The following is a 25186-nucleotide window of genomic DNA, read 5'->3' as shown; positions in this document are numbered from 1 at the left end:
GCATCATCACCTGCAGCGCCCATTCAGGCGCTTTTTTTATCGGGAGAAAACAGCAATGTCGTCTGATGAGTTAGAACTGGTCTGGAATAATATCAAAGCAGAAGCGCGCGCCCTGGCTGATTGTGAGCCGATGCTGGCCAGCTTCTTCCACGCGACATTGCTCAAGCATGAAAATCTCGGTAGTGCACTGAGTTATATGCTGGCCAACAAGCTGGCTAACCCGATTATGCCCGCCATCGCCATTCGTGAAATCGTTGAAGAAGCCTACCGTGAAGATCCGTCGATGATTATGTCAGCGGCGTACGATATTCAGGCGGTGCGCCAGCGTGACCCGGCAGTCGATAAATACTCCACGCCGCTGCTCTACCTCAAAGGTTTTCACGCCTTACAGGCCTACCGCATTGGCCACTGGCTGTGGAATGAAGGCCGGCGCGCGCTGGCGGTTTATCTGCAGAATGAAATTTCCGTCTCCTTTGCCGTCGATATTCATCCCGCCGCCAACATCGGCCACGGCATCATGCTCGACCATGCCACAGGCATTGTGATTGGTGAAACCGCCGTGGTTGAGAATGATGTCTCGATCCTGCAATCGGTTACGCTGGGCGGAACCGGCAAAACCAGCGGCGATCGTCACCCGAAAATCCGTGAAGGGGTGATGATTGGTGCCGGTGCGAAAGTCCTGGGCAATATTGAAGTTGGCAAGGGAGCCAAAATCGGTGCCGGATCCGTAGTGTTACAGCCCGTGCCGCCGCACACCACTGCAGCAGGCGTACCCGCGCGAATCGTTGGTAAGCCAGGCAGTGAAAAGCCGTCGATGGATATGGATCAGCACTTTAATGGCAGCCTGGCGGGTTTTCAGTTTGGCGACGGCATCTAGTCTTTAATCAGCGCGCCCGCATAATCAAGCTGGCGCCACGCTTCATAGACCACCACCGAGACGGCGTTCGACAAATTCATACTGCGGCTTTCCGCTTTCATCGGGATACGGATTTTCTGCTGAGCCGGTAGCGCCGCTAATATCTCAGCCGGAAGTCCACGGCTCTCCGGGCCAAACAGCAGATAATCGCCAGCCTGGTACGCTACGGCACTGTGTGCGGGCGTACCTTTGGTCGTCAGCGCAAACAGACGCTCAGGCGACTCTGAGGCGATAAATGCCTGGTAGTCGGCGTGGAATTTAATGGCAGTGAATTCGTGGTAATCCAGCCCGGCGCGGCGTAAACGCTTGTCATCCCAGGCAAAACCAAGCGGCTGAATCAGATGAAGCTGAAAGCCAGTATTGGCACACAGGCGGATGATATTGCCGGTATTCGGCGGAATTTCTGGTTCAAACAAGACAATGTTAAGCATAAGGCCCCCGATGACAGGGGCCGAAGCATAACAAATTATTGACGAGCGGAGGAGTAGAGCGGCAACCAGAGGGTCAGACGCAGGCCGCCCAATGGGCTGTCATCCGCTTTAACCCAGCCGCGATGTTGCTGCACTGCCGTTTCAACAATCGCCAGGCCAAGACCGGTGCCGCCGGATTCGCGATCGCGTGCTTCATCGGTACGGTAGAACGGCCGGAAAATCTGTTCACGATCTTCCGGACTCACGCCAGGACCATCGTCATCAACGTGTACCGTGATGCCGGAAATATCGACGGAGAAGCTGACGCTGATATGGGTGTGTGAATAGCGCAGCGCATTGCGTACGATATTTTCCAGCGCACTCTCCAGCGCATGGGGGTTACCATAAAGCGGCCACGGGCCAGGCGGATAGGGAATATCCATCTTCTTGCCCATCTGCTCCGCTTCGAAGCGGGCATCTTCCAGCACCCCATTCCACAACTGATTCGCCTTCATCGCTTCGCTGACCAGCGCATTTTTATGCTGGGTGCGCGACAGCACCAGCAGATCGTTAATCATGCCATCAAGACGCTGTGCTTCCATCTCAATGCGGCCCAGCTCTTTGCCTTCACCCTGGCGCCGACGCAGCAGCGCGGTAGCCAGTTGCAGACGGGTAAGCGGGGTACGAAGCTCATGGCTGATATCCGATAACAGACGTTGCTGACCGGTCATCATCCGCTCCAGCGCACTGACCATCTGGTTAAAGCTGGAACCCGCCGCCAGAAACTCCTGTGGGCCCGATTCCAGTTCCGGATGCTGACGCAGGTTTCCGCTTGCGACTTCGTCGGCAGCATATTTCAGCTTACGTGCCGGACGAGCCAGGCTCCAGGCCAGCCAGAGCAGCAGTGGTGAGCTGATGAGCATGGTGACGATAAGCAGTAACAGGGGACGGTCAAACAGCAGATTCACGAAATCGAGCTGGGAACTGTTGGCGGGACGAATCATGTAAAGCTGGTAGTTATCTTCGCCATCCCGAACGGCGAAAGGCCCTACCAGCTCAACACGACCATATTTCTTCTTCTGCGGATGATCGGCATTGTCAGACTGGCCGATAAAATTGCGGATAACCTGCATTTCGTTATGTTGCGCGCCGATCACCCGACCTTCACTGGTCACTAACAGCAGCCGCTGACCCGGCGGTGCCCACTTCTCCACTGCCCGAAACAGACGACGCCACCACATCAGATCGTTAGGGGGATCCTGTGACAGCTCTGCTTCGACGTGTTGCTCAATCATGATGCCCTGCCGCTGTTCACTTTCCAGCAGCGAGGTCATCTGTCGTGAATCGAGCTTGGGCACCATTAGCACCAGCATCAACACCAGCGCCAGCGTCAACCAGAAGATGGCGAAGATACGGGTGGTCAGACTTCCAATCATGATGCCGAAACCATCAGATAGCCGCGGCCACGTAAGGTTTTGAACCAGGGATGGCCGTCACGGCGTTCAGGCAGCTTGCGACGCAGATTGGAGATATGCATATCAATAGCGCGGTCAAAAGGCGTCAGGCGTTTGCCCAGCACTTCCTGACTCAGATGCTCACGCGACACCACCTGGCCCAGATGCTGCGCCAGCAGATAGAGCAGGGTGAACTCCGTGCCGGTCAAATCCAGCGTGACATCATCGAAACTGGCCTCCTGACGGCCGGGATTGAGACGCAGGCAGTCCACTTCCAGCGTGGGCGAGCTATTGTCGTGTTGCTGCTGCTGTTCACTCCAGTTTGAGCGCCGCAGAATAGCGCGGATACGCGCCACCAGTTCACGATCGTTAAACGGCTTAGGCAGATAGTCATCTGCGCCCAGTTCGAGGCCCAGTACGCGATCCAGCTCGCTGCCGCGCGCCGTTAGCATGATGACGGGGGTTTGATGTTGCTGACGCAGTTCTTTCAGGGTGTCGATACCGTTTTTCTTCGGCATCATGACATCCAGTAAAAGCAGATCAATTGAGTTATCGAGCAGGTTCAGCGCTTGTTCACCATCGCTGGCTACCACCACTTCAAACCCTTCCATTTCTAACAGTTCTTTTAAAAGCGAAGTTAATTCGCGATCGTCATCTACCAACAGGATTTTATTCATTTTTGTAGCCCTCCGCAGGCAAAATACCGTGTTCCTGGCGCACCTATCCATCGCTTTACGTAGTTTTACACCCCCTGACGGATGTTTGCAGCTGTCGCCGTACACTGGCTCTCGTTGAATCGCAAAACGGAACGAACTGGAGTACACGATGCGCAAATTAACCGCCGTCGTCCTTGCCTCAGCGATGGCTCTGAGTGTCGCCAGCGCAGGTGCTAAAGATGCGACGACGATTGACGAGATGCATCATGGCGGATTGCCGACAGGCAGTATGACGCAAAATCCGCAAAGCCACATGTTCGATGGCATCGAGCTGACCGAAGAGCAACGTCAGCAGATGCGAGACCTGATGCAACAGGCCCGACATGAGCGCCCGGTCGTCCATATTGACGATATCGCAGCACTACATGAGTTAGTGACTGCAGACCAGTTTAACGAAGCGGCCATCCGCGAGAAGGCGGAAGTGATCGCCAGAGTTCAGGTTGAACAGCAGGTCGAGATGGCGCGCGTACAGAATCAAATGTTCCAGCTGCTAACGCCAGCCCAGCAGTCGGCGTTACAGCAGAATTACCAGCGGCGACTTAATGAGCTGCGACAGTTTTCGAATTTGCAGTCAGCGTCATCGCTGCAGGCAGTGAGTAGTACCAGCAGTAACCAGTAACATAGTATCCCTGTTTTCCTTGCCATAGACACATCCCTGTCTTCCCCCGCCATGATGGTGGGGGTTTTTTTTATCTTTTTTTCACTTTTTTTATTTTGACTGGAATCATCACCCCGCAATAAAACCCCTGTTTGATTAGCGCTTGTTGAGCTTTTATGGGTAAGCCTCACCGATTCCTTACTATTCAGGTCATGACTTAAATTTAAGCGTACCGGTAAGGGTTTTACCGCCTGTTAAATATTATAACTCACTGAAAGTGAATGAATTACAGGCAGGTATAGAAAGATTTAATTATATTTTTCAATGAGATAAATCCCCCGCGTTACGCTTGCCGGTTCAGGCACACCCTCTACACTTAATCCTGTCACTGCAGGGAAGTTAAGTGTCTTTGCGAAGTCTCAGGGAGCAGCAACCACATTATGTAGTCCTGAATGAATCTATTAACGGAGTAAGGTATGGCAGAGCATCGTGGTGGTTCAGGTAATTTCGCAGATAATCCGCAAAAAGCGTCTGAAGCCGGTAAGAAAGGCGGCCAGAGTAGCGGCGGCGGAAATTTCAAAAACGATCGTGAAAAAGCATCAGAAGCCGGGAAAAAAGGCGGCAAAAAGTAGTCGCCGCCCCTTTCTCAGCCCAGACCTGGGCCTGAATGTGGCCTGGTACTGATGTGTATGACACTTTGCCCCGACCTCCCACAGAGGCCGGGGCTTGTTTTTTTGTACCTGTCGCGCTTCCCAAAAAAGCCTGATCCGTTGATCGACCCGCTAAGCAGTGCCCGCCTCCCGATGTTAAACTTGAGTCATTCATTCATTTTGGTGCGCATCATCACTGATGCCGCACAGGGAACCTGGCATGCAACCCTCTTATGGCCGACTGGTAAAGCGTGCTGCGCTCGGCGCGACCATTCTTGCGTCTGTGCTGTTGCTCGTGAAAATTTTTGCCTGGTGGTACACCGGTTCGGTGAGTTTACTCGCTTCTCTGGTGGATTCACTGGTGGATATCGCCGCCTCGCTGACCAATCTGCTGGTGGTGCGTTATGCACTGCAGCCCGCTGACGAAGATCATACTTTCGGGCACGGCAAAGCGGAGTCGCTGGCAGCGCTGGCGCAAAGTATGTTTATTTCCGGCTCGGCGCTGTTTCTGTTTCTGACCGGCCTGCAGCATCTGGCGACGCCCAATGAGTTGCGGGCGCCCGGCGTCGGTATTGTAGTGACCGTGGTGGCGCTGAGCTCAACGCTGGTGCTGGTGGCCTTTCAGCGCTGGGTGGTTCGTAAAACCCGCAGCCAGGCGATCCGGGCTGACATGCTGCACTATCAGTCCGACGTCATCATGAATGGCGCTATTTTGATTGCGCTGGTGCTGAGCAGCTATGGCTTTGCCCGGGCGGATGCCCTGTTTGCGCTGGGCATTGGTATTTTTATTCTCTACAGCGCACTGCGTATGGGCTACGAGGCGGTTCAGTCATTGCTGGATCGCGCGTTACCGGAAGAGGAACGGCAGCAAATCCTGACGCTTGCGACAAACTGGCCGCAGGTGCAGGGCGTTCACGATCTGCGAACCCGTCAGTCCGGGCCGACCAAATTTATTCAGCTGCATCTGGAACTGGAAGATCAGCTGCCACTGGTGCAGGCGCATCGGGTAGCCGATCAGGTTGAGAAGGCGTTACGCAAAGAATTTCCCGGGTCAGACGTAATTATCCATCAGGATCCCTGTTCTGTGGTACCGTTCGAGAGAGAGGATTCTTTAGGTTTTTAACTTAAATGAATCAAATCGATACGGCAGGGATGACGTAACGCTAACATTGCTGCAAAAAATAGTGAAAAGTTGTCTGACCTGAATCAATTCAGCAGCAAGCCTTTGATATACTATCTGCCATCACGTGTCGCGCGAGTCGTAAAATGAGCTTCAGCAGCGATCGACAGGCAGGATTAACCCTTAGTTTTGAACAATCCAGAGGTTGTCATGATCAAAAAAATTGGTGTATTAACCAGCGGCGGTGACGCCCCAGGCATGAACGCAGCTATTCGTGGCGTGGTGCGTTCCGCGCTGAGTGAAGGACTGGAAGTTTTTGGGATCTATGACGGTTACCTGGGATTGTACGAAGATCGCATGATCAATCTTGATCGCTACAGCGTTTCCGACATGATTAACCGCGGCGGCACTTTCCTGGGCTCAGCACGCTTCCCTGAATTCCGTAATGAAGATGTGCGTCAGGTTGCCATTGAGAACATGAAAAAGCGCGGCATTGATGCGCTGGTTGTTATTGGTGGTGACGGTTCCTACATGGGGGCTAAGCGCCTGACTGAAATGGGCTTCCCGTGCATTGGTCTGCCAGGCACCATCGATAACGACGTTGCCGGAACGGATTACACTATCGGTTATTTCACTGCACTGGAAACTGTGGTTGAAGCGATTGACCGCCTGCGTGATACCTCTTCATCGCATCAGCGTATTTCGATTGTGGAAGTGATGGGTCGCTACTGTGGCGATCTGACTCTGGCGGCCGCCATTGCGGGTGGCTGTGAGTTCATCGTGCTGCCTGAGTTCCCGTATACTCGTGAAGAGCTGGTAGCGGAAATCAAAGCGGGCATCGCCAAAGGTAAAAAGCACGCTATCGTGGCGATTACTGAGCACATCTGCGATATCGACGATCTGGCGCGTTTCATCGAAACAGAAACCAAGCGTGAAACCCGTTCTACCGTTCTGGGCCACATTCAGCGTGGCGGTGCACCTTGTGCGTATGACCGTATTCTGGCCTCACGCATGGGGGCCTACTCTATTGAACTGCTGATGCAGGGCTACGGCGGCCGTTGCGTCGGTATTCAGAACGAGAAGATGGTGCATCACGACATCGTCGACGCCATTGAAAATATGAAGCGTCCGTTCAAACGCGACTGGCTCGACACCGCGAAAAAACTCTATTAATTCCTCTTCGGGGTGTGCGACCTGGCACGCCCCGGCATCCCGCCTCTATATTCCCCATGGTTATAACAGCTTATTTTTAATTCTTTTAGCTCTGTATAGGTTTATGTCACGCTTAGCCCATAACGACATTGGGAGAGTGCGTAATGAACAAGTGGAGTATCGGCGTTACCCTGTTGCTGGCCTCAACCAGCGTTCTGGCGAAAGACATTCAGCTGTTAAACGTTTCCTACGATCCAACGCGTGAGCTGTACGAACAGTACAACAAAGCGTTCAGTGCGCACTACAAACAGGAAACCGGCGATAATGTCGTGGTCCGTCAGTCGCATGGCGGTTCCGGTAAGCAGGCGACCTCCGTGATTAACGGCATTCGGGCGGATGTAGTCACACTGGCGTTGCAATCGGATGTTGATGCCATTGCAGAACGCGGCCGTATTGATAAAAACTGGATTCAGCGTCTGCCGGACAACTCTGCGCCCTACACCTCGACCATTGTTTTCCTGGTTCGTAAAGATAACCCTAAAGGCATCCATGACTGGAGCGACCTGACGAAGCCAGGCGTATCTGTTATTACCCCTAACCCGAAAACGTCCGGCGGCGCACGCTGGAACTATCTGGCGGCCTGGGGCTGGGCGCTGGATCATAACAACGGCGATCAGGCTAAAGCGCTGGCTTACGTCAGAGCGCTGTTTAAAAACGTTGAAGTGCAAGATTCCGGCGCACGCGGCGCAACCAACACCTTCGTTGAGCGCGGGATTGGTGATGTGCTGATCGCCTGGGAAAACGAAGCCTATCTGGCGGTTAACAAGCTGGGCAAAGACAAGTTCGAGATTGTCACTCCGAGCGAATCGATTCTGGCGGAACCGACCGTGTCGGTGGTCGATAAAGTGGTAGATGAAAAGGGGACGCGTAAGGTCGCCGACGCTTATCTGAAATACCTCTACTCGCCAGAAGGCCAGACTATCGCTGCACAGAACTACTACCGTCCGCGTGATGCTGAAGTCGCGAAGAAATTCGCCAGCACCTTTGCGCCAGTGAAGCTGTTTACCATTCAGGACAAGTTTGGTGGCTGGACACAGGCTCAGAAAGCCCACTTCGCCGATGGCGGCAGCTATGACCAGGTCATGAAACCGTAATGCGTTGCGGTCAGCGCATTCCTGCGCTGACCGCTTATCCTCCACAACCACGCCTTTTCTCCTTCTCCGCCCAGCCGCTGGGTTATCTGCCAGAATTCCCCGTGACATTTTTTTCTCGCCAGGCGAGGATGCAGGCTGCTAAGCCATTCAGGAAGCGTTGTTATGCCGACACATCGTCGTGCAACCCGCCTGGTTGCGGTTCTGCTGGTACTGGTCATTGCGGGGATGCTGGCTGCCGCACTGCATTTCAAAAAGAACAGTGATGCGTTGTGGCAGATCGTCAGCGAGAAATGTCTGCCTCACCAGCAGAGTGGTGGAGAACCTGCGCCCTGTCAGCGCGTCGATCAGCGGCATCGCTATGCCATGCTGAAAGATATGCACGGGCCGTTGCAGTATCTGCTGATCCCGCTCGACAGGATCACCGGCATCGAAAGCCCGCGGTTACTGCAATCCGCTACGCCCAACTACTTTGCCCTTGCCTGGGATGAGCGAACTCTGCTTGCGCAGCGACGCGGCTCACCTATTGACGATCGGGTCCTGTCACTGGCTATCAATTCACAGTATGGCCGCACGCAGAATCAGCTCCATATTCATATCTCCTGCCTGCGACCCGATGTGCGTCAGCAGCTTGATCAGCTGACGCCGCAGCTTAGCGGGCGGTGGCAGAGCATCACGCTGCGTAAGCACCGCTACTGGCTGCGTGCATTGACCCCGGACGAGCTGACCCGGCAGAGTGCGTTTATCCGACTGGCCGATGAGCGGCCAGAGGCACGCAGCGAGATGGGGAAATATGGGCTGGCACTGGCTGAATTAAGTGATGGACGACTGGTGCTGATGGCGATAGAGCGAAACTGGCTGCTGCTGAACAGCGGTTCGGCGGAGGAGGTACAGGATCACGCCTGTCAGCTGATAGCGCCCATAAAAAAGGCGGCTTAAGCCGCCTTTAATCGGTACGTTTACTGCTTAGGCGCTTTTTGCAGCCGCAGCAGCTTTAACGATCACAGCGAAAGCGTCCGCTTTCAGTGAGGCACCGCCAACCAGCGCGCCATCGATGTCGGGCTGGGTGAAGAGCTCAGCCGCATTTTTATCGTTAACTGAGCCGCCGTACTGGATGATGACCTGTTCTGCGATAGCCGCATCTTTCTTCGCGATATGGTCACGAATGAATTTGTGAACGGACTGAGCCTGAGCAGGGGTGGCAGATTTGCCGGTACCGATGGCCCAGACTGGCTCATACGCGATGACCGCATCTTTAAACGCTTCGGCGCCCTGAGTTTCCAGAACGGCATCCAGCTGACGAGCGCAGACCTCTTCGGTTTTACCCGCTTCGTTTTCCGCTTCGGTTTCACCAATGCACAGCACCGGTACCAGGCCCACTGACTTCAGCACTGCGTATTTCTTCGCGATGAATTCGTCGCTCTCTTTGTGGTAAGTGCGGCGCTCTGAGTGACCGATAATGATATATTTCGCGCCGATATCTTTCAGCATCTCTGCGGAAACTTCACCGGTAAACGCACCAGACAGGTTAACGTCTACGTTCTGCGCACCCAGTGCGATGTGGCTACCGGAGATGGCGTGTTTTGCCTGCTCGAGATAGAGAGCTGGCGGTGCAATGGCGACGCCACAACCCTCAACGCCAGACAGTTCCTTGCGCAGACCGGCGATCAGTTCAGCTGTGATCTGCTTGCTGCCATTCAACTTCCAGTTACCCATAACCAGTGGATGTCGCATTCTATCCTCCGCATAAAGCGATACATGAAAAATCGCTGCCAGCTGGCAGCGTTGTCTGCCAGACAGTATAGAGATCAAATGTAGCGATGGCTTTGCTTTTCGTCATTTTCGGCCTCATCATCAGGGGCTGGCGAGCGCCAGTTTGACCGGCTCAATGGCGAAGGTCAGCCCCTTGTCGCTGTTGTCAGCCACCACAAAACGCAACGCGCCCTCGACCTGCGCAAAGTAGGGTAAATCCTTACCTTGCTTCAGCAAACCCTCCAGCTTTTTACGTCCCTCATCGGCGCTCAGTCCCGGTACAAAGAAGCGCAACATGGCGGTCATGTAGGCCAGCGCTTTTTGCTGTGAGGCGTTCTGATCCGGGCCTGGCAACGGTAGCCAGGTAATCTGCAGCGTCTTAATTTTGCCGGTACCGGGCTCCAGCGCGGTAGACGCATAGAGGGTCTCGTTGATTTTGCTGGCGGCGCGCGTCAGGGTGCTTTTGTCGCCCCGATTATCAATGGCGCGATATTCCGGCAGCATCAGCGCCCCGTTGGCCTGATTATACTTTTCGCGGAACTGGCCGATAGTCATATCAAAGGTGGGGGCGCCCGCCAGCAGATAGGGGGCGGTGGGCAACGCATCGGCCCGATCCTGCGGTGGCGGATCGGCGGCAAAGACCGGAACCGTCAGCGCAAACGATAACAGCAGTGCGCCAGGCAAATTCTTCATTTTGTCGATCCTAACCCGTAAACTCAGGCGCAAATTAAAACGGTTTTTATCCGCGAGGTCAAAACCGCAGCGGTTCTCTTCTCTCTGGATGATAATGCATGACGTTACAACAATGGTGTTTTTCCTGGCGCGGCCGGCTGGGACGACGTGATTTCTGGATCTGGCAGGCGGTCTGGTTGCTGACAACAACCCTGTTATTCGCGTTAGCGGCTAACGACTGGCTTGATACTCAGATGGCGGCCTTTGGCGTGGTCTGCCTGCTGTGGCCCGCCAGCGCGGTTATCGTTAAACGGTTGCACGATCGTAATCGCCGCGGCTACTGGGGATTTCTGGTGATTGTTGCCTGGCTGCTGGTGGCAGGGAACTGGAGCATGCTGGACGGCATACTGCCCTGGCTGTTGGGTCGCGCCATTCCGTTTGTGTTACTGGCTGGCCTGCTGCTCGATCTCGGTCTCTTTCGCGGTACCCCCGGCGCTAACCGGTTTGGTACCGCGACTCAGCCGGTGAGATACCGGCAAACGGCTCACCAGTAATGTTCGCTGGTGATATGGCCCGGCTTACGCTTCAGGTGCTTGCGCATCTCGCGCGTTTCTTTCAGTAATTGCTGGGTATCACGCACCATCTGCGGGTTGCCGCACAGCATCACGTGGCTGCTGTCGGCATCCAGGCTTAACCCGGTGGCGCGCTCCAGCTCACCGTTTTCGATCAACGCCGGGACCCGGCCAGTCAGCGAACCGGCGATCTCTTCGCGACTCACCACCGTCTGGATGTGCAGCTTGCCTTGATAATGTTGTTGCAGCTGCTGCATCAGCGGCAAAAAGCTCAGGTCGGCCGCATAGCGGGCAGCATGGACCAGCACGATGTTTTCAAAGCGATCCAGCCCTTCGCCCTGCTGTAGCATCGACAGGTAGGGGCCAATAGCGGTGCCGGTTGCCAGCATCCATAAGGTTTTGCATTCAGGGACTTCATCCAGCACAAAGAATCCTGCCGCTTCTTTGGTGACCATCACCTGATCGCCAGGCCGAAGTGCCTGCAGATGCGGACTCAGTTTGCCCTCTGGCACGGTGACCAGGTAAAACTCCAGCAGATCATCTTTCGGCGCATTGACGTAAGAGTAAGCGCGCTGTACCCGCTCACCGCCGATTTCCAGTGCCAGCTTGGCAAATTGCCCGGCGATAAAGGGATCGATGGGCGCTTTTACCCGGAGACTGAACAGCGCATCCGTCCAGTTTTTCACTTCCTTTACTTCAGCATTGACCCACTCAGCCATAATCACTCCCTGGTTGTTGATTATTCAGGCAGGTCACTATTTTCGCGGCTGCCCGGTGAGATTGCCAGCCTGCGCCGGGGCAAAGGCTCTAATCGACAAACTGTTACTTTGTCTTTACAGGCTGGCCCATAAACTTGACAGGCGCAAGCCGGGACCTTTTCGCTTACCTCTCGCTTTGTCATCTAATCCTGATATTTTGCCCGCCATAACAAGATGACTGGCGGGTGAACCGCTGTTTTAACCTCCTTTCACAGAAAGAAATTTTGCATAATCATGATGACTAAACTCGAAAATCGCCCGCTGCTGGTGATGCTCATTGTGCTGGTGGCAGTAGGGCAGATGGCACAGACTATCTACGTCCCGGCGATGTCGGTGATGGCGGATGCTCTGAATGTGCGGGATGGCGCGCTGCAGCGTGTGATGGCGGCCTATCTGATGACCTATGGCGGATCCCAGCTGATCTATGGCCCGCTGTCAGACAGCATCGGTCGTCGTCCGGTGATTCTGGCGGGCATGATGATCTTTATGATCGGCGCAATTACGGCACTGATGGCGACGTCGCTCGATATGCTGGTGTTCGGCAGCGCTGTTCAGGGACTGGGCACCGGCGTAGCTGGCGTGATGGCCCGCACCATGCCGCGCGATCTCTACGAGGGGCACGCACTGCGCCGCGCTAACAGCCTGCTTAATATGGGCATTCTGGTCAGCCCGCTGCTGGCGCCAGTGATTGGTGCACTGCTGACGCAGCTCTTTGGCTGGCACGCCTGCTTTGCCTTTCTGCTGCTGCTCTGTCTGGCGGTAACCGTTTCAATGGCACGCTGGCTGCCGGAGACCCGACCGCAGAGTGCGGAAATGACACCTTTCTTTAAACGCTACGCCCGCCTGCTCAGCGACGCGAATTTCGTTCGCTACATTGTGCTGCTGATTGGCGCGCTGGCCGGGATTGCGGTATTTGAGTCGAGCTGTGGCGTTCTGCTGGGCGGCGTGCTCGGCCTGCACAGCCTGACCGTCAGCATCCTGTTCATCCTGCCGATTCCGGCAGCGTTTTTTGGTGCCTGGTTTGCCGGTCGCGAGCAGGGTTCATGGCACAGTCTGATGTGGTGGGGCGTAAATAGCTGCCTGCTGGCGGGCATCCTGATGTGGATCCCGGCATGGTTCGGCGTGATGAATATCTGGACGCTGCTGGTCCCGGCTGCGCTGTTCTTCTTTGGGGCTGGCATGCTGTTCCCGCTGGCGACTTCAGGCGCGATGGAGCCTTATGCCTGGCTGGCGGGTAGCGCGGGCGCGCTGATTGGCGGGATGCAGAATCTGGGATCGGGCCTGGTGGCGTGGCTGTCAGCCATGATGCCGCAGCGCGATCAGTTCAGCCTTGGCATGCTGATGTTCTTCACGGCGCTGGTGATGCTGCTCTGCTGGTTGCCGCTCTCACGTCAGCCGGAGCGCGGCAACCAGCCGGTTACAGGATAAAGGGATGGAGCGCCGGATCTTTACGGTCGAGATAGTGAATCGACTGAATACGGCGGATGGTGCGTGATTTACCGCGAATCAGCAGGGTCTCGCTGGTGGCGATATTGCCCTGACGCGTAATGCCTTTCAGTAGTTCGCCACTGGTAATGCCGGTGGCGGCAAACACCACGTTGTCATTGCGTGCCATCTCATTCAGCATCAGCTTTTTGCCCGCTTCAATCCCCATCTCTGCGCAGCGCTGCAGCTCCTGCTCACCCAGCAGACGGTTTTCAGCGCTGTCGCCTTTCACGTGGTGACGCGCCAGTAACCGGCCCTGCATATCCCCATCCAGCGCGCGGATCACCGCCGCAGAGACCACGCCTTCCGGTGCGCCGCCGATGCCATACATCACATCCACTTCGCTGTCCGGCATGCAGGTCAGAATGGAGGCGGCGACATCGCCATCCGGGAAGGTAAACACCCGCACGCCCAGTTGCTGCAACTGACTGATCACTGCGTCATGACGCGGCTTTGCCAGAATCGATACGGTTAGCTGTGATAGCGGCTTATTCATCGCGATGGCGATGTTACGCAGGTTGGTTTCCAGCGGCAGGTCAAGATCGATCTCTCCACGCGCTGCGGGGCCAACAATCAGTTTTTCCATGTACATGTCGGGTGCGTGCAGAAAGCTGCCCTTATCGCCTACGGCCATCACCGCCAGCGCGTTAGCCTGGCCAAGCGCCGTCATGCGGGTGCCTTCAATCGGATCGACCGCAATGTCGACCGCATCGCCGCGGCCGGTACCGACTTTTTCACCGATATAGAGCATCGGAGCTTCGTCGATTTCGCCTTCACCGATCACAATCTGACCGTCGATTTCAATGGAGTTAAGGACATGACGCATGGCATGGACAGCCGCGCCGTCAGCCGCATTTTTGTCGCCGCGTCCTAACCAGTGATAGCCTGCCAGGGCGGCAGCTTCGGTTACGCGGGAAAATTCAATGGCAAGTTCTCGTTTCATGGCATCTACCTGACAAAAAACAGGCAGGCAGTGTAACACAGCGGGGGAGTGGAGCGGGGAAAAGGCCCGCGACAGAAACGGTCGCGGGCATTGATATTACTCTTGTTCTTCCCACGCCTGGGCGCGGGCTACGGCTTTTTTCCAGCCAGCATAACGGAAGTTACGCTCGGTGGTTTCCAGGCTTGGACGGAATTCACGCTCAATAACTGCTTTAGAGCGGACTTCATCCAGATCCTGCCAGAAGCCGACAGCCAGACCTGCCAGATAAGCAGAACCCAGCGCGGTGACTTCACGCACTTCCGGGCGCTCAACACGGGTGCCGAGGATGTCCGACTGGAACTGCATCAGGAAGTTGTTGGAAACCGCGCCACCATCGACACGCAGCGCCTGCAGGCGGGTGTTGGCATCGTTCTGCATCGCTTCCAGCACGTCGCGCGTCTGATAAGCGATAGACTCCAGCGTCGCACGGATGATGTGGTTAGCATTAGCACCACGGGTCAGGCCGAAGATAGCACCACGGGCATACGGGTCCCAGTAAGGAGCGCCCAGGCCGGTGAAAGCAGGCACCATGTAAACGCCGTTGGTGTCTTTCACTTTCATCGCAAAGTATTCAGAGTCAGCAGCTTCACTGATCAGCTTCATCTCATCGCGCAGCCACTGAATAGAGGCGCCACCGATAAATACAGCCCCTTCCAGTGCATAGTTCACTTCACCGCGCGGGCCACAGGCGATAGTGGTCAGCAGGCCGTGCGTTGAGGTTACCGCTTCAGTACCGGTGTTCATCAGCATAAAGCAGCCGGTGCCGTAGGTGTTTTTCGCCATGCCAGGCTGAACACAGAGCTGGCCATACAGCGCAGCCTGCTGGTCACCGGCAATACCGGCGATTGGAATACGTGTACCGCCTTTACCACCGATGTTGGTCTGACCATAGACTTCAGAAGAGGACTTCACTTCTGGCAGCATTTCACGCGGGATATCCAGGATATCCAGCATACGCTGATCCCACTCCAGCTTATGGATGTTAAACATCATGGTACGGGAGGCGTTGGTATAGTCGGTGATATGCACCCGGCCCTGGGTCATTTTCCAGACCAGCCAGGTATCAACGGTACCAAACAGCAACTCGCCGCGTTTTGCACGCTCACGAGAGCCTTCAACGTGATCCAGGATCCACTTCACTTTGGTTCCGGAGAAGTAAGGGTTAATCACCAGACCGGTGGTGTGCTGGATATACTCTTCCAGACCCTCTTTCTTCAGTTTGTGACAGTAGTCGGCGGTGCGGGGATCCTGCCAGACGATGGCGTTGTAGATCGGCTTACCGGTCTCTTTTTCCCAGACGATAGCGGTTTCGCGCTGGTTGGTGATACCGATTGCCGCAATCTCATCAGAGCGGATGTCGGCATGGGCCAGCACTTCAACCAGCGTTGAGCTTTGTGAAGCCCAGATATCCATTGGATCATGTTCAACCCAGCCCGCTTTCGGGTAGATCTGGGTGAATTCGCGCTGCGATACCGCGACGATATTAGAGTCGTGGTCGAGAATGACGGCGCGGGAGCTGGTTGTGCCCTGATCGAGCGCGACAATATATTTTTTATCTGTGGTAGTCATAAATTCTGTCCTGATGATAAAAGGTGAAACTTACGCTTTACGCTGCTGAGCGCGTGCAACCGGTTTGTCTGCTGGAACGCTTGCAGGTTCCTGGGCGGTACCTGGCAGGTAGCGACCAATCAGTGTGCGATAACCTACTGCACCCAGGCAGGCACCGACCAGCGGGCCAAAAATCGGCACGAGGAAGTAAGGGATGTCACGACCACCGGTAAAGGCAACGTTACCCCAGCCTGCCAGCCATGCGAAGATCTTCGGTCCGAAATCACGAGCCGGGTTAAGGGCGAAGCCGGTCAGAGGACCCATTGAGCCACCGATAACCGCAACCAGCAGGCCAATCAGCAGTGGAGCCAGTGGGCCACGTGGAATGCCGTTGCCGTCATCCGTCAGACCCATAATGACCGCCATTAATACTGCAGTGATGACCATCTCAACCAGGAAGGCCTGGCCGACACCGATATGTGGATTAGGGTAGGTTGAGAAGATGCCTGCCAGGTCGAGACTTTCAACCGTGCCGCGCACCATCTGGTGGCTCTGCTCATAATCAAAAAACAGGCTGTAGTAGAGACCGTATACCAGCGCCGCGGCACAAAAGGCACCGGCAATCTGCGATACGATATAAGGCAGAACTTTACGTCCTTCAAAATTAGCAAACAGGCAGAGTGCAACGGTGATTGCCGGGTTCAGGTGCGCGCCCGAAATGCCTGCGGTAAGGTAGGCGGCCATGGAAACGCCAAGACCCCAGATGATGCAGATTTCCCACTGACCGAAGGCGGCACCGGCGAGTTTCAGTGCAGCCACACAGCCTGCGCCAAAGAAAATAATCAAGCCTGTCCCCAGAAATTCGGCAATACACTGACCTTTGAGCGTGTTAGTTGTCTGACTCATAATAGTGGTTCCTGAAGCGAGGTTAAATTTTATCAGTTTTTGTTCTCATTCCATGAGGCACCCAGCTTTAATGTAGGGCTGGTGTGAATTTATCGTTAACGAACATAAACGAGAAATAGCGAAATCGTTTTTTGTGTACTGCGTCATAAAAATGCGCGTTTTCGCGTATTCTGGCTTTCTTTAGCCAATATTCGCGCCTGAGGACGGGGATAACGCACCCGTACCAGAAAGCCGTCACAGTAAGCGCAGCGTAAATTCAGGGATTGGCTGAAAAGTGTTACAGACTACGCCCGCAGCGGCCGCGTTGCTGGACTTGCGGGGTGAGGCTACATACAATCGGGACAACGTTGCTGGCTTAAGCTGGCATCATCAACGCCTTGCAGGAATTTAGGAGAGGTCAGAAAGATGTCATTTGAAGTGTTTGAGAAACTGGAAGCGAAAGTACAGCAGGCGATTGATACCATCACCCTGTTGCAGATGGAAATCGAAGAGCTGAAAGAGCAGAACAACTCACTGCGTAACGATGCGCAACAAGTCGCGGGCAACCACGATGCGCTGATGCGTGAAAATCAGCACCTGAAAGAAGAGCAACACGTGTGGCAGGAACGTCTGCGTGCATTGCTGGGAAAAATGGAAGAGGTTTGAAGCCTCAGCTGATGTGAAAAACGGGTGCTCAGGCACCCGTTTTCATGTCTGGCCTATTCGAGGTCCAGCGCATCCTCTGACAGAATGATACCGGTGTTGTCTGCATAGAGATGGTCGCCGGAGAAGAAGGTGACGCCGCCGAAATTAACGCGCACATCGCTTTCGCCAATCCCTTCACCCGCAGCGCCTGCCGGAATCGCGGCAATCGCCTGAATGCCAATCTCCAGCTCTTCCAGCTCATCAACCTGGCGTACCGAACCGTAAATAACCAGACCTTCCCACTCGTTGGTTGCCGCCAGACGTGCCAGCTGCGCATCCACCAGTGCACGGCGCACTGAGCCGCCGCCATCAATCACCAGTACCCGACCCCGGCCATTCTCTTCCAGCAGATCGTAAAGTAAGCCGTTGTCTTCAAAGCATTTCACTGTGGTAATCTGACCACCGAATGAAGTGCGCCCACCAAAATTTGAAAAAAGCGGTTCAACAACATTCACTTCTTCATGGTAGATATCGCAGAGTTCAGATGTATCGTATTTCATAAGGGTTTCGTCTGTTTGCCACAGGAAGGGTAAGTATATCGCTATATGCAGATTGTTGGCAAAATCATCAGTATGAAAAAAGCATCGTTCGATCAAGAACATGCATAAAAAAGCCCAGCCGGGTGGGCTGGGCTTCTGAAAAGCGCTGAATCAGTGGATCAGAGAATGAAGCGGCTAAGGTCTTCGTCAGCCACCAGTTCATCCAGATGTTTACCGACATAATCAGCATCGATGGTAACGGATTCACCATGACGATCGCTGGCGTCATACGAAATATCTTCCATCAGACGCTCCAGCACAGTATGCAGACGGCGCGCACCGATGTTTTCGGTGGTTTCGTTGACCTGCCATGCGGCTTCAGCGATCCGGCGAATACCCTCTTCGGTGAACTCAATGTTCACGCCCTCGGTATTCATCAGGGCTTTGTACTGCACGGTAATCGAGGCATTTGGCTCGGTCAGGATGCGCTGGAAATCGTTCACGGTCAGCGCCTGCAGCTCAACACGGATGGGCAGACGACCCTGCAGTTCCGGGATCAGATCGGATGGGCTGGCAACCTGGAACGCGCCTGAGGCGATAAACAGAATGTGGTCCGTTTTCACCATACCATGCTTGGTGGAGACGGTGCAGCCTTCCACCAGCGGCAGCAGGTCGCGCTGAACGCCTTCGCGTGAGACATCCGGGCCGCCGGCATTCTGGCCGCCGCGCTTACAGATTTTGTCGATCTCATCGATAAACACGATACCGTGCTGCTCAACGGCATCAATGGCGTCCTGCTTAAGCTCTTCCGGGTTAACCAGTTTGGCCGCTTCTTCTTCGATCAGCAGCTTCATCGCTTCTTTGATCTTCAGCTTGCGGGCTTTCTGCTTCTGGCCGCCGAGGTTCTGGAACATCGACTGCAGCTGGCTGGTCATCTCTTCCATGCCCGGAGGGGCCATGATTTCGACGCCAGGGCTGCTGGCGGCCAGGTCGATCTCAATCTCTTTATCGTCCAGCTGGCCTTCGCGCAGCTTCTTGCGGAACGACTGGCGTGCTGCAGAGGGTTCAGCGCTCTGCTCTGACTGGCCCCAGTTGTTTTTTGCTGGTGGAATCAGCACATCAAGAATGCGCTCTTCCGCCATCTCTTCGGCACGATATTTGTTCTTTTCAATCGCCTGACTGCGCACCATCTTAATGGCCGAATCGGTCAGGTCACGAATGATAGAGTCCACTTCCTTACCGACATAACCGACTTCGGTAAATTTGGTCGCCTCTACTTTGATAAACGGCGCATTGGCCAGCTTAGCCAGACGACGCGCGATCTCGGTTTTACCGACACCGGTCGGACCGATCATCAGGATATTTTTAGGGGTCACTTCATGGCGCAGCTCTTCGTCGAGCTGCATGCGGCGCCAGCGGTTACGCAGTGCAATAGCCACGGCCCGCTTAGCGCTCTCCTGGCCGATGATAAAGCGGTTCAGTTCGCTGACGATTTCGCGAGGAGTCATCTCAGACATATTTATACCCTTACGACTTAGACGTTAATTCTTCGAAATTAACGTTGTGGTTAGTGTAGATGCAGATATCACCCGCGATATTCAGCGACTTTTCGACGATGTCGCGCGCGCCCATCTCGGTATTTTCCAGCAGCGCACGTGCCGCTGCCTGGGCGAAAGGCCCACCGGAGCCGATGGCGATCAGATCGTTTTCAGGCTGGATGACGTCACCGTTACCGCTGATGATCAGTGAAGCTGATTCATCTGCGACGGCCAGTAAGGCTTCAAGGCGACGCAGCATACGGTCAGTACGCCAGTCTTTAGCCAGTTCCACCGCAGCTTTCACCAGATGGCCCTGATGCATTTCCAGTTTACGTTCGAAAAGTTCAAACAGGGTGAAGGCGTCTGCGGTGCCGCCAGCAAATCCGGCAATCACTTTATCGTTGTATAAACGACGCACTTTTTTAACGTTGCCTTTCATCACGGTATTGCCGAGCGTAGCCTGGCCATCACCGCCAATCACTACCTGGCCGTTGCGTCGTACACTTACTATTGTTGTCACGGGCAGACCCCTTGTTGCAGTCGGAAAAGGACTCCGCGCACCGGGCGCGGAGTATCATGCAACAGATATGGGGCGGGTTTGACGGGTTTCAACCCCCGACGGAGAGCGGAATACAGCTGGAGTGTCCGGAACTGCGCAGGCGCTTCAGGGTGCTGTCAGCGGAGGCGCGGTCTTTATAAGGACCGATAACCACACGATTCCAGCCGCCACCGGTGGTAATACGGCTTTCAAATCCTTCAAAGGCTAAGCCTGCGCGCACCGATTCAGCCTGGTCAGTGCCTTTAAACGAACCACACTGCACCATCCAGCGCTGCGAAGAGGCTTTCTCCGCCGGTTTCGCCTTCGCGGTCTCCTGCGGTTTTGGCTGCACTTCCGGTTCACGCGTAACAGGTGCTGGCTGCGTCTGGCGCTGTACGTTTTGCTGCTGCTGCTGCTGCTGACGTTGCTGTTGTTGTAATTGCTGCTGTTGCTGGCGCTGTTGTTGTTGCTGCAACTGCTGCTGGCGTTGCTGTTGCTGCTGAGCCTGCAACTGCTGACGTTGCTGCTGAACCTGTTGCTGCTGCTGTTGTTGCTGAACCTGCTGCTGCTGACGTTGCAGTTGTTGCAACTGCTGCTGATGCTGCAGTGTCTGCTGACGTTGCGCCGGCGTCTGTTCGTTCCACGGCACTTCGTTGAGCTGCGTCGGCTGCTGACGCATATCCGCCTGCATCTGCTCCAGCAACTGGCGCTGCTCGTCGGTCAGCTGTGTCTGCGACTTCACTTCGCCACCCGAAGAGGGTTCGATAGGTGTCGGCACAGTGACCTGACGGTTCTCCAGCTCTTTAATATATTTCCAGCGCTCTTCGGGCTTCGGCGGCAGGCCATTGCCGTTGGCTTTATGATCCGTAATGACCGGCACGTCCTCTTTTTTGTGATGCGCCAGGAACCATAAACCACCGGCAAAGGTCACCAACACTGCGACCGCCAGTACAATCATCAGTTTAGATGTTCCCGAACCGCCTTTGCTCTTCTTGCCACGGCTGGGGCTTTTTTTGCGACGCGTCCCTGTTGAACGCCCGCGGCCTACGTAATCTTTTTGTGCCACTCTCGTTCTTATACCCTTCAAAAATAGTGCCAGATGGGCGAAATGATGATTTTTACGCGCCCGGCAAGGAGTCCGCCATGTTACTTAAGGGTCGGAACTTTGACCAGCAGTGTTCGCCTTAAGAATCTACTGAAAAAATCAGACAAATACGCTTATTTTTCACGCTTTTTTGCTCGCGCCGTGCTGCCACGAATGGTTAAACCGGCATCCAGCAGCCGCGATCCGCTAATGACCCGTTTGCCATTTAACTCATCCAGTAGCAGAAGCATCGCTTCCCGGCCTATCTGGTAACGTGGCTGCGTGACCGTGGTCAGCGGCGGCTCGCAGTAACGTGATAGCTCAATGTCATCGAATCCGACCACAGAGAGATCCTCCGGTATCCGCAGTCCGCAGCGCCGGGCCTGATTCATCGCCCCAAGTGCCATAATATCGCTGTGGCAGAAGAGCGCGCGCGGCGGTTGCGGCAGGGTCATCAGCTGATTCATGGCGGCAACGCCCGCTTCAAATGTGAAGTCACCGCGCACAATATAGGTGGGATCGACCGTCAGCCCGCTGCGACGCATCGCCTGGACATACCCCTGCAAACGATACTGGCAGAGCGGCATCTCTTCCGGCCCGGCGATACAGGCGATATGTGTGTGACCCAACTGCAGTAAATGATTTACCGCTTCAAATGCGGCGGTCAGGTTATCGATGTGGACAGTGGGCAGTGACATTTCCGGCGCAAACTCATTCGCCATTACCATAGGCGGCAAGTTGCGTTGCTCATCAATGCTGGCATCAAAAGGCAACTTTGAGCCGAGCAGCACCATGCCATCGATCTGTCGCGTCACCATCAGGTTGAGAAAAGTTCTCTCCTGCTGATTCTGATGCGCGCAGTCACCAATCAGCACCAGGTAGCCCTCTTCGGCTGCCGTAACTTCAACGCCTCGGATGATTTCACTAAAGAAGGGATCGCAGATGTCAGGGACAATGACCAGGATGGTACGCGTCTCATTACGACGGGCGTTGCGCGTGGGGCCATGTGCCGTGTAGCCGACGGCGGCAACCGCCTGCTCGACTTTCTGGCGGGTGGCCGCAGAAACCTTCTCCGGATTCATCAGCGCACGCGATACGGTGGCGGTTGAGACGCCCGCATGTTCCGCAACATCTTTCATCGTGGCGGCGGGCGGTTGTTGATTCTGCTCCAACACATGCTCCTGACGCGTTATGGCGCGTTCAATTCTGTTTCTGCCTGACCTGAAGGCAAACCGGGCAACATTGTTAACGATTGCCCGGCTGGTTGTTACTTAATTTGCATAAAAATTGTGACTTATGCGACATTTTTCGATCTGGCTCGCAGTGTCAGCTTAAATCAGCTCTCGGTAGGGTCGATATCCAGCGTCCATTTCACTTTGCGCGCCGCGGGCAGGGTTGAAACCAACGGCAACGAACTGCTCAGCAACTGTTGCAGACGCTGCCGGGAGGGATGCTGCAGCAGCAGTTGCCAGCGCCAGCGTCCACTGCGTTTTGGCTGCAGTGCAGGCAACGGACCCATAAACCACATCGCCTTATCGTTCAGCGGGCTTGCCTCCAGCAAATTACGGAGTTGTTGCAGGAATTCCGCTGCCTGCTGGTTATCCATATCTTCAGCGCGGAACAGCGCATGGCGGCTCCAGGGCGGCAGATGGACTGCCTGTCGCTCCAGCAATGCCTGCTGGGCGAACGCCGAATAGCCCTGGTGCAACAGCGTCTGCAGCAGCGGATGTTCCGGATGGTGAGTCTGCAGCAACACCTCGCCCTGTTTGCCGGCACGGCCAGCACGACCGGCGACCTGGGTGTAGAGCTGAGCAAAGCGTTCCGCCGCACGAAAATCGGCTGAGAACAGCGCACCATCGACATCCAGCAGCGACACCAGCGTAACATCGGGGAAGTGGTGGCCTTTGGCCAGCATCTGGGTGCCGACAAGGATTCGTGCACCGCCGCGATGAACGTCAGCCAGATGCTGCTCCAGCGCACCTTTGCGGCTGGTGGTATCACGATCGATTCGCGACACCGGCACGCCAGGGAAAAGTGTGCCGAGCTGCTGCTCCAGTTGCTCAGTCCCGACGCCTACCGGCAGCAAATGGGTTGAACCACACTGCGGGCATTGATTAGGCAGCGGACGCTGGCTGTCGCAATGGTGGCAGCGTAGCTGGCGATGGTGCTGATGCAGCGTGTAGTAGCGGTCACAGCGGGTACACTCAGCAATCCAGCCGCAATCATGACAGAGCAGGGCGGGCGAAAAGCCGCGGCGGTTAAGAAACAGCAGCACCTGATTATCGGCCTGCAGATGCTGGCGCATTTTACCAATCAGGCCCGGTGCCAGACCGCCGATCAACTGCACGCCTTTTAAGTCGATAAGCTGTTGCAGTGCCGGTCTGGCATTGCCGGCGCGTTTTGTCAGGTCGAGCTGGCGATACTTGCCGCTGCGGACATTGTGCAGTGTCTCCAGAGCAGGGGTCGCCGATCCCATAACAATCGGGATATCCTCTTCATGTGCGCGGAAGACGGCCAGATCGCGCGCCTGATAGCGCCAGCCTTCCTGCTGTTTATAGGAGCTGTCATGCTCTTCATCGATAATAATTACGCCAGGACGGGCCAGCGGCGTAAACAGCGCCGATCGGGTGCCAATCACAATCGCCGTTTCGCCGCGCCGCGCACGTAACCAGACCGCCAGCCGCTCACTGTCATTTAATGCGGAGTGCAGCACATCAATGGGCGCATCAAAACGTTCGCGAAAACGGGCGATAGTTTGCGGGGTCAGGCCAATCTCCGGCACCAGCACCAGCGCCTGTTTACCGCGTGCCAGCACATTTTCCAGCACGCTGAGGTAAACCTCGGTTTTGCCTGAACCCGTGATGCCCGCCAGCAGCCAGGCTGCATAATGTTCATCATCTGCCCGAATCGCACCCACGGCCATCGCCTGATCGGTATTCAGCCGCAGACGTTCGCCTTTTACGGCATAAGTGGTACGCCAGTCGTGCATCTGCGGCTGATGCTCATGCAGTTCGCATAACCCTTTGGCGCGTAGCGCCTGCAGCGTCGCATCCGTGAGGTCATGTTCACTGACCTGATGACGATAGAGCGGTTGCTGCCGCAGTGCAGCCAGCGCCTGCTGCTGTTTCGGTGCCCGCTTTAAACTTTCTGGCGCAGTCGCCCGACCCTGCTCGGTGATTTCCCAGCGCCATAAGGGATTGTCCTGCGCCGCTTTGCCCTGACGCAGCAGTACCGGAATAGCGTGACTCAGTACCTCTCCCTGCGGCGAATGATAATAGCTGGCGGCCCAGTTAAGGATGCGCCACAGCGACGCTGGATAGAGGGATTCACTATCCAGCACCTCAATCACGCGCTTGAGTTGTGCTTCCGGCAGATCGCTGCTCTCACGAAAGGCGACCACAATCCCGATCATCCTGCGATTGCCAAAGGGCACACTCACGCGACCACCAATGACCGGCTGCGCGCCCTGTGGCGGCAGATAATCAAACAGGCGGGGCAAGGGGACGGGCAGGGCGACCTGGACTACGGGCATAACTCTCTCTTTCCGGCTCAATGATCGGGGAAGCTAGTGTACACGCTGACCCTGATGGCGGGTATCTCAGCAGATATTTGCAGCAATCGAAACTTACCTGTATAATATGCCGCCTTCGGTGAGAAATATCTGGCCGGAGTACACCCTATAATGTTCAATCGCGTGTGGTGCTGTGCAGGTTAAAGCCTGGCACGGAGAGCGACACGGCCTTCAATGAGGTTTCCCATGAAACAAGGTATTCACCCGAAATACGAAGCAGTTACTATCAAATGTACCTGCGGCAACGAGATCCACACCCGTTCAACACTGACTCACGAACTGAACCTGGACGTTTGTGGCAAATGCCACCCGTTCTATACCGGTAAGCAGCGTGAAGTGGCAACTGGTGGCCGTGTTGACCGCTTTAACAAGCGTTTCAGCGTGCCAGGCGCTAAAAAATAAGATTAAAAGGCACCTGAACCTGCGGGTTCGGCGGCAAGAAAAAACCCA

26 protein-coding genes are annotated in these 25186 nt (G+C 55.3%); 11 read left to right on the top strand and 15 right to left on the bottom strand.

Features of this window, described 5'->3' with window-relative positions; genetic code table 11:
* The first annotated feature begins 55 nt into the window (after window positions 1-55).
* Entirely contained in the window at window positions 56-877 is an 822-nt protein-coding gene (cysE, locus tag HFD87_RS20110; RefSeq protein ID WP_010258225.1) for a serine O-acetyltransferase, read from the top strand.
* Here the strand turns inward: cysE and trmL are convergent.
* Genes trmL through cpxR form a run of 3 tightly spaced genes read right to left on the bottom strand, consistent with a single transcriptional unit; the run spans window position 874 to window position 3457 of the window.
* Complete coding sequence (gene trmL / locus HFD87_RS20105; protein ID WP_010258223.1) at window positions 874-1347, bottom strand: tRNA (uridine(34)/cytosine(34)/5-carboxymethylaminomethyluridine(34)-2'-O)-methyltransferase TrmL; 474 nt, start codon at window positions 1345-1347, stop codon at window positions 874-876. The two genes, cysE and trmL, sit on opposite strands and share 4 nt — an antisense overlap.
* 35 nt (window positions 1348-1382) lie before the next feature.
* Window positions 1383-2762, bottom strand: a complete 1380-nt coding sequence (gene cpxA / locus HFD87_RS20100) for an envelope stress sensor histidine kinase CpxA (RefSeq protein WP_010258221.1) — start codon at window positions 2760-2762, stop codon at window positions 1383-1385.
* Entirely contained in the window at window positions 2759-3457 is a 699-nt protein-coding gene (gene cpxR / locus HFD87_RS20095; protein ID WP_009088062.1) for an envelope stress response regulator transcription factor CpxR, read from the bottom strand. Before cpxR ends, cpxA begins: the two co-directional genes overlap by 4 nt.
* A 148-nt stretch (window positions 3458-3605) precedes the next feature.
* Between cpxR and cpxP the strand changes: the two genes are divergently transcribed.
* The 6 genes from cpxP to HFD87_RS20065 all read left to right on the top strand — a co-directional run bounded on the left by cpxP (window position 3606) and on the right by HFD87_RS20065 (window position 9106).
* Window positions 3606-4115 carry a cell-envelope stress modulator CpxP gene (gene cpxP / locus HFD87_RS20090; RefSeq protein WP_010258214.1) on the top strand — a complete coding sequence of 170 codons (510 nt, stop codon included), beginning with the start codon at window positions 3606-3608 and terminating at the stop codon, window positions 4113-4115.
* Between the two features lie 455 nt (window positions 4116-4570).
* Window positions 4571-4726, top strand: a complete 156-nt coding sequence (locus tag HFD87_RS20085; protein ID WP_010258211.1) for a general stress protein — start codon at window positions 4571-4573, stop codon at window positions 4724-4726.
* 238 nt (window positions 4727-4964) lie between these two features.
* The gene (gene fieF, locus HFD87_RS20080; protein ID WP_010672078.1) at window positions 4965-5867 is read left to right on the top strand and encodes a CDF family cation-efflux transporter FieF; all 903 of its coding nucleotides are present in this window, start codon (window positions 4965-4967) and stop codon (window positions 5865-5867) included.
* 207 nt (window positions 5868-6074) lie between these two features.
* Complete coding sequence (pfkA, locus tag HFD87_RS20075) at window positions 6075-7037, top strand: 6-phosphofructokinase (RefSeq protein ID WP_003851263.1); 963 nt, start codon at window positions 6075-6077, stop codon at window positions 7035-7037.
* A 143-nt stretch (window positions 7038-7180) separates the two neighbouring features.
* Window positions 7181-8170 carry a sulfate ABC transporter substrate-binding protein gene (locus HFD87_RS20070; RefSeq protein WP_010258203.1) on the top strand — a complete coding sequence of 330 codons (990 nt, stop codon included), beginning with the start codon at window positions 7181-7183 and terminating at the stop codon, window positions 8168-8170.
* Between the two features lie 162 nt (window positions 8171-8332).
* Complete coding sequence (locus tag HFD87_RS20065) at window positions 8333-9106, top strand: CDP-diacylglycerol diphosphatase (RefSeq protein ID WP_010672077.1); 774 nt, start codon at window positions 8333-8335, stop codon at window positions 9104-9106.
* A 27-nt stretch (window positions 9107-9133) separates the two neighbouring features.
* Here HFD87_RS20065 and tpiA read toward each other — a convergent pair whose 3' ends face one another.
* Together tpiA and HFD87_RS20055 are read right to left on the bottom strand one after the other, a co-directional pair.
* Window positions 9134-9901 carry a triose-phosphate isomerase gene (tpiA, locus tag HFD87_RS20060; protein ID WP_163763303.1) on the bottom strand — a complete coding sequence of 256 codons (768 nt, stop codon included), beginning with the start codon at window positions 9899-9901 and terminating at the stop codon, window positions 9134-9136.
* Window positions 9902-10021: 120 nt separating this feature from the next.
* Entirely contained in the window at window positions 10022-10612 is a 591-nt protein-coding gene (locus tag HFD87_RS20055) for a DUF1454 family protein (protein WP_163763304.1), read from the bottom strand.
* Window positions 10613-10710: 98 nt separating this feature from the next.
* On the opposite strand from HFD87_RS20055, the gene HFD87_RS20050 reads away from it, so the two are divergent.
* Window positions 10711-11145: a DUF805 domain-containing protein gene (locus tag HFD87_RS20050; RefSeq protein WP_010258192.1), complete on the top strand. Its 435-nt coding sequence runs from the start codon at window positions 10711-10713 to the stop codon at window positions 11143-11145.
* Here HFD87_RS20050 and fpr read toward each other — a convergent pair.
* The gene (gene fpr / locus HFD87_RS20045) at window positions 11136-11882 is read right to left on the bottom strand and encodes a ferredoxin--NADP(+) reductase (protein WP_163763305.1); all 747 of its coding nucleotides are present in this window, start codon (window positions 11880-11882) and stop codon (window positions 11136-11138) included. The two genes, HFD87_RS20050 and fpr, sit on opposite strands and share 10 nt — an antisense overlap.
* A gap of 273 nt (window positions 11883-12155) precedes the next feature.
* Here fpr and emrD point away from each other — a divergent pair, with 273 nt between their 5' ends.
* Window positions 12156-13349, top strand: coding sequence for a multidrug efflux MFS transporter EmrD (gene emrD / locus HFD87_RS20040; RefSeq protein WP_159227300.1), 1194 nt, complete (start codon window positions 12156-12158; stop codon window positions 13347-13349).
* On the opposite strand, the gene glpX is transcribed toward emrD, so the two are convergent.
* The 3 genes from glpX to HFD87_RS20025 form a co-directional block, all read right to left on the bottom strand.
* The gene (gene glpX, locus HFD87_RS20035) at window positions 13339-14349 is read right to left on the bottom strand and encodes a class II fructose-bisphosphatase (protein ID WP_010258186.1); all 1011 of its coding nucleotides are present in this window, start codon (window positions 14347-14349) and stop codon (window positions 13339-13341) included. The two genes, emrD and glpX, sit on opposite strands and share 11 nt — an antisense overlap.
* Before the next feature lie 96 nt (window positions 14350-14445).
* Window positions 14446-15957, bottom strand: a complete 1512-nt coding sequence (gene glpK, locus HFD87_RS20030; RefSeq protein WP_010258184.1) for a glycerol kinase GlpK — start codon at window positions 15955-15957, stop codon at window positions 14446-14448.
* A gap of 30 nt (window positions 15958-15987) precedes the next feature.
* Complete coding sequence (locus HFD87_RS20025; RefSeq protein ID WP_010258182.1) at window positions 15988-16842, bottom strand: MIP/aquaporin family protein; 855 nt, start codon at window positions 16840-16842, stop codon at window positions 15988-15990.
* A 405-nt stretch (window positions 16843-17247) separates the two neighbouring features.
* Here HFD87_RS20025 and zapB point away from each other — a divergent pair, with 405 nt between their 5' ends.
* Entirely contained in the window at window positions 17248-17487 is a 240-nt protein-coding gene (gene zapB / locus HFD87_RS20020; protein WP_003851242.1) for a cell division protein ZapB, read from the top strand.
* Window positions 17488-17540: 53 nt separating this feature from the next.
* Here the strand turns inward: zapB and rraA are convergent, their stop codons facing one another.
* From rraA to priA, 6 genes are all read right to left on the bottom strand, one after another.
* On the bottom strand, window positions 17541-18026 hold the full coding sequence (rraA, locus tag HFD87_RS20015) for a ribonuclease E activity regulator RraA (protein WP_009088032.1): 486 nt from the start codon (window positions 18024-18026) through the stop codon (window positions 17541-17543).
* Window positions 18027-18184: 158 nt separating this feature from the next.
* The gene (gene hslU / locus HFD87_RS20010) at window positions 18185-19522 is read right to left on the bottom strand and encodes an HslU--HslV peptidase ATPase subunit (protein ID WP_010258177.1); all 1338 of its coding nucleotides are present in this window, start codon (window positions 19520-19522) and stop codon (window positions 18185-18187) included.
* Between the two features lie 10 nt (window positions 19523-19532).
* A complete protein-coding gene (gene hslV / locus HFD87_RS20005) occupies window positions 19533-20063 on the bottom strand; it encodes an ATP-dependent protease subunit HslV (RefSeq protein ID WP_010258174.1) in 531 nt (176 codons plus the stop codon).
* 88 nt (window positions 20064-20151) lie between these two features.
* A complete protein-coding gene (gene ftsN / locus HFD87_RS20000; RefSeq protein ID WP_033778435.1) occupies window positions 20152-21147 on the bottom strand; it encodes a cell division protein FtsN in 996 nt (331 codons plus the stop codon).
* A 152-nt stretch (window positions 21148-21299) separates the two neighbouring features.
* Window positions 21300-22337: a DNA-binding transcriptional regulator CytR gene (cytR, locus tag HFD87_RS19995; RefSeq protein ID WP_088234246.1), complete on the bottom strand. Its 1038-nt coding sequence runs from the start codon at window positions 22335-22337 to the stop codon at window positions 21300-21302.
* Between the two features lie 164 nt (window positions 22338-22501).
* Window positions 22502-24697: a primosomal protein N' gene (gene priA / locus HFD87_RS19990; RefSeq protein WP_010258167.1), complete on the bottom strand. Its 2196-nt coding sequence runs from the start codon at window positions 24695-24697 to the stop codon at window positions 22502-22504.
* A gap of 225 nt (window positions 24698-24922) precedes the next feature.
* On the opposite strand from priA, the gene rpmE reads away from it, so the two are divergent.
* A complete protein-coding gene (rpmE, locus tag HFD87_RS19985; protein WP_003851227.1) occupies window positions 24923-25138 on the top strand; it encodes a 50S ribosomal protein L31 in 216 nt (71 codons plus the stop codon).
* Window positions 25139-25186: the final 48 nt, after the last annotated feature.

The sequence above is a fragment of the Pantoea sp. EKM21T genome, from assembly GCF_011800405.1.
Taxonomy (GTDB): Bacteria; Pseudomonadota; Gammaproteobacteria; order Enterobacterales; family Enterobacteriaceae; genus Pantoea; species Pantoea agglomerans.
The sequence above is the reverse complement of the archived record's forward strand: the minus strand, read 5'-3'. Positions and strand labels throughout refer to the sequence as shown.

Bases quoted from the DNA above. Each gene is read 5' to 3' on its own strand.
- cysE (WP_010258225.1), top strand. From the start codon at position 56: ATGTCGTCTGATGAGTTAGAACTGGTCTGGAATAATATCAAAGCAGAA.
- trmL (WP_010258223.1), bottom strand. From the start codon at position 1,347: ATGCTTAACATTGTCTTGTTTGAACCAGAAATTCCGCCGAATACCGGC.
- cpxA (WP_010258221.1), bottom strand. From the start codon at position 2,762: ATGATTGGAAGTCTGACCACCCGTATCTTCGCCATCTTCTGGTTGACG.
- cpxR (WP_009088062.1), bottom strand. From the start codon at position 3,457: ATGAATAAAATCCTGTTGGTAGATGACGATCGCGAATTAACTTCGCTT.
- cpxP (WP_010258214.1), top strand. From the start codon at position 3,606: ATGCGCAAATTAACCGCCGTCGTCCTTGCCTCAGCGATGGCTCTGAGT.
- HFD87_RS20085 (WP_010258211.1), top strand. From the start codon at position 4,571: ATGGCAGAGCATCGTGGTGGTTCAGGTAATTTCGCAGATAATCCGCAA.
- fieF (WP_010672078.1), top strand. From the start codon at position 4,965: ATGCAACCCTCTTATGGCCGACTGGTAAAGCGTGCTGCGCTCGGCGCG.
- pfkA (WP_003851263.1), top strand. From the start codon at position 6,075: ATGATCAAAAAAATTGGTGTATTAACCAGCGGCGGTGACGCCCCAGGC.
- HFD87_RS20070 (WP_010258203.1), top strand. From the start codon at position 7,181: ATGAACAAGTGGAGTATCGGCGTTACCCTGTTGCTGGCCTCAACCAGC.
- HFD87_RS20065 (WP_010672077.1), top strand. From the start codon at position 8,333: ATGCCGACACATCGTCGTGCAACCCGCCTGGTTGCGGTTCTGCTGGTA.
- tpiA (WP_163763303.1), bottom strand. From the start codon at position 9,901: ATGCGACATCCACTGGTTATGGGTAACTGGAAGTTGAATGGCAGCAAG.
- HFD87_RS20055 (WP_163763304.1), bottom strand. From the start codon at position 10,612: ATGAAGAATTTGCCTGGCGCACTGCTGTTATCGTTTGCGCTGACGGTT.
- HFD87_RS20050 (WP_010258192.1), top strand. From the start codon at position 10,711: ATGACGTTACAACAATGGTGTTTTTCCTGGCGCGGCCGGCTGGGACGA.
- fpr (WP_163763305.1), bottom strand. From the start codon at position 11,882: ATGGCTGAGTGGGTCAATGCTGAAGTAAAGGAAGTGAAAAACTGGACG.
- emrD (WP_159227300.1), top strand. From the start codon at position 12,156: ATGATGACTAAACTCGAAAATCGCCCGCTGCTGGTGATGCTCATTGTG.
- glpX (WP_010258186.1), bottom strand. From the start codon at position 14,349: ATGAAACGAGAACTTGCCATTGAATTTTCCCGCGTAACCGAAGCTGCC.
- glpK (WP_010258184.1), bottom strand. From the start codon at position 15,957: ATGACTACCACAGATAAAAAATATATTGTCGCGCTCGATCAGGGCACA.
- HFD87_RS20025 (WP_010258182.1), bottom strand. From the start codon at position 16,842: ATGAGTCAGACAACTAACACGCTCAAAGGTCAGTGTATTGCCGAATTT.
- zapB (WP_003851242.1), top strand. From the start codon at position 17,248: ATGTCATTTGAAGTGTTTGAGAAACTGGAAGCGAAAGTACAGCAGGCG.
- rraA (WP_009088032.1), bottom strand. From the start codon at position 18,026: ATGAAATACGATACATCTGAACTCTGCGATATCTACCATGAAGAAGTG.
- hslU (WP_010258177.1), bottom strand. From the start codon at position 19,522: ATGTCTGAGATGACTCCTCGCGAAATCGTCAGCGAACTGAACCGCTTT.
- priA (WP_010258167.1), bottom strand. From the start codon at position 24,697: ATGCCCGTAGTCCAGGTCGCCCTGCCCGTCCCCTTGCCCCGCCTGTTT.
- rpmE (WP_003851227.1), top strand. From the start codon at position 24,923: ATGAAACAAGGTATTCACCCGAAATACGAAGCAGTTACTATCAAATGT.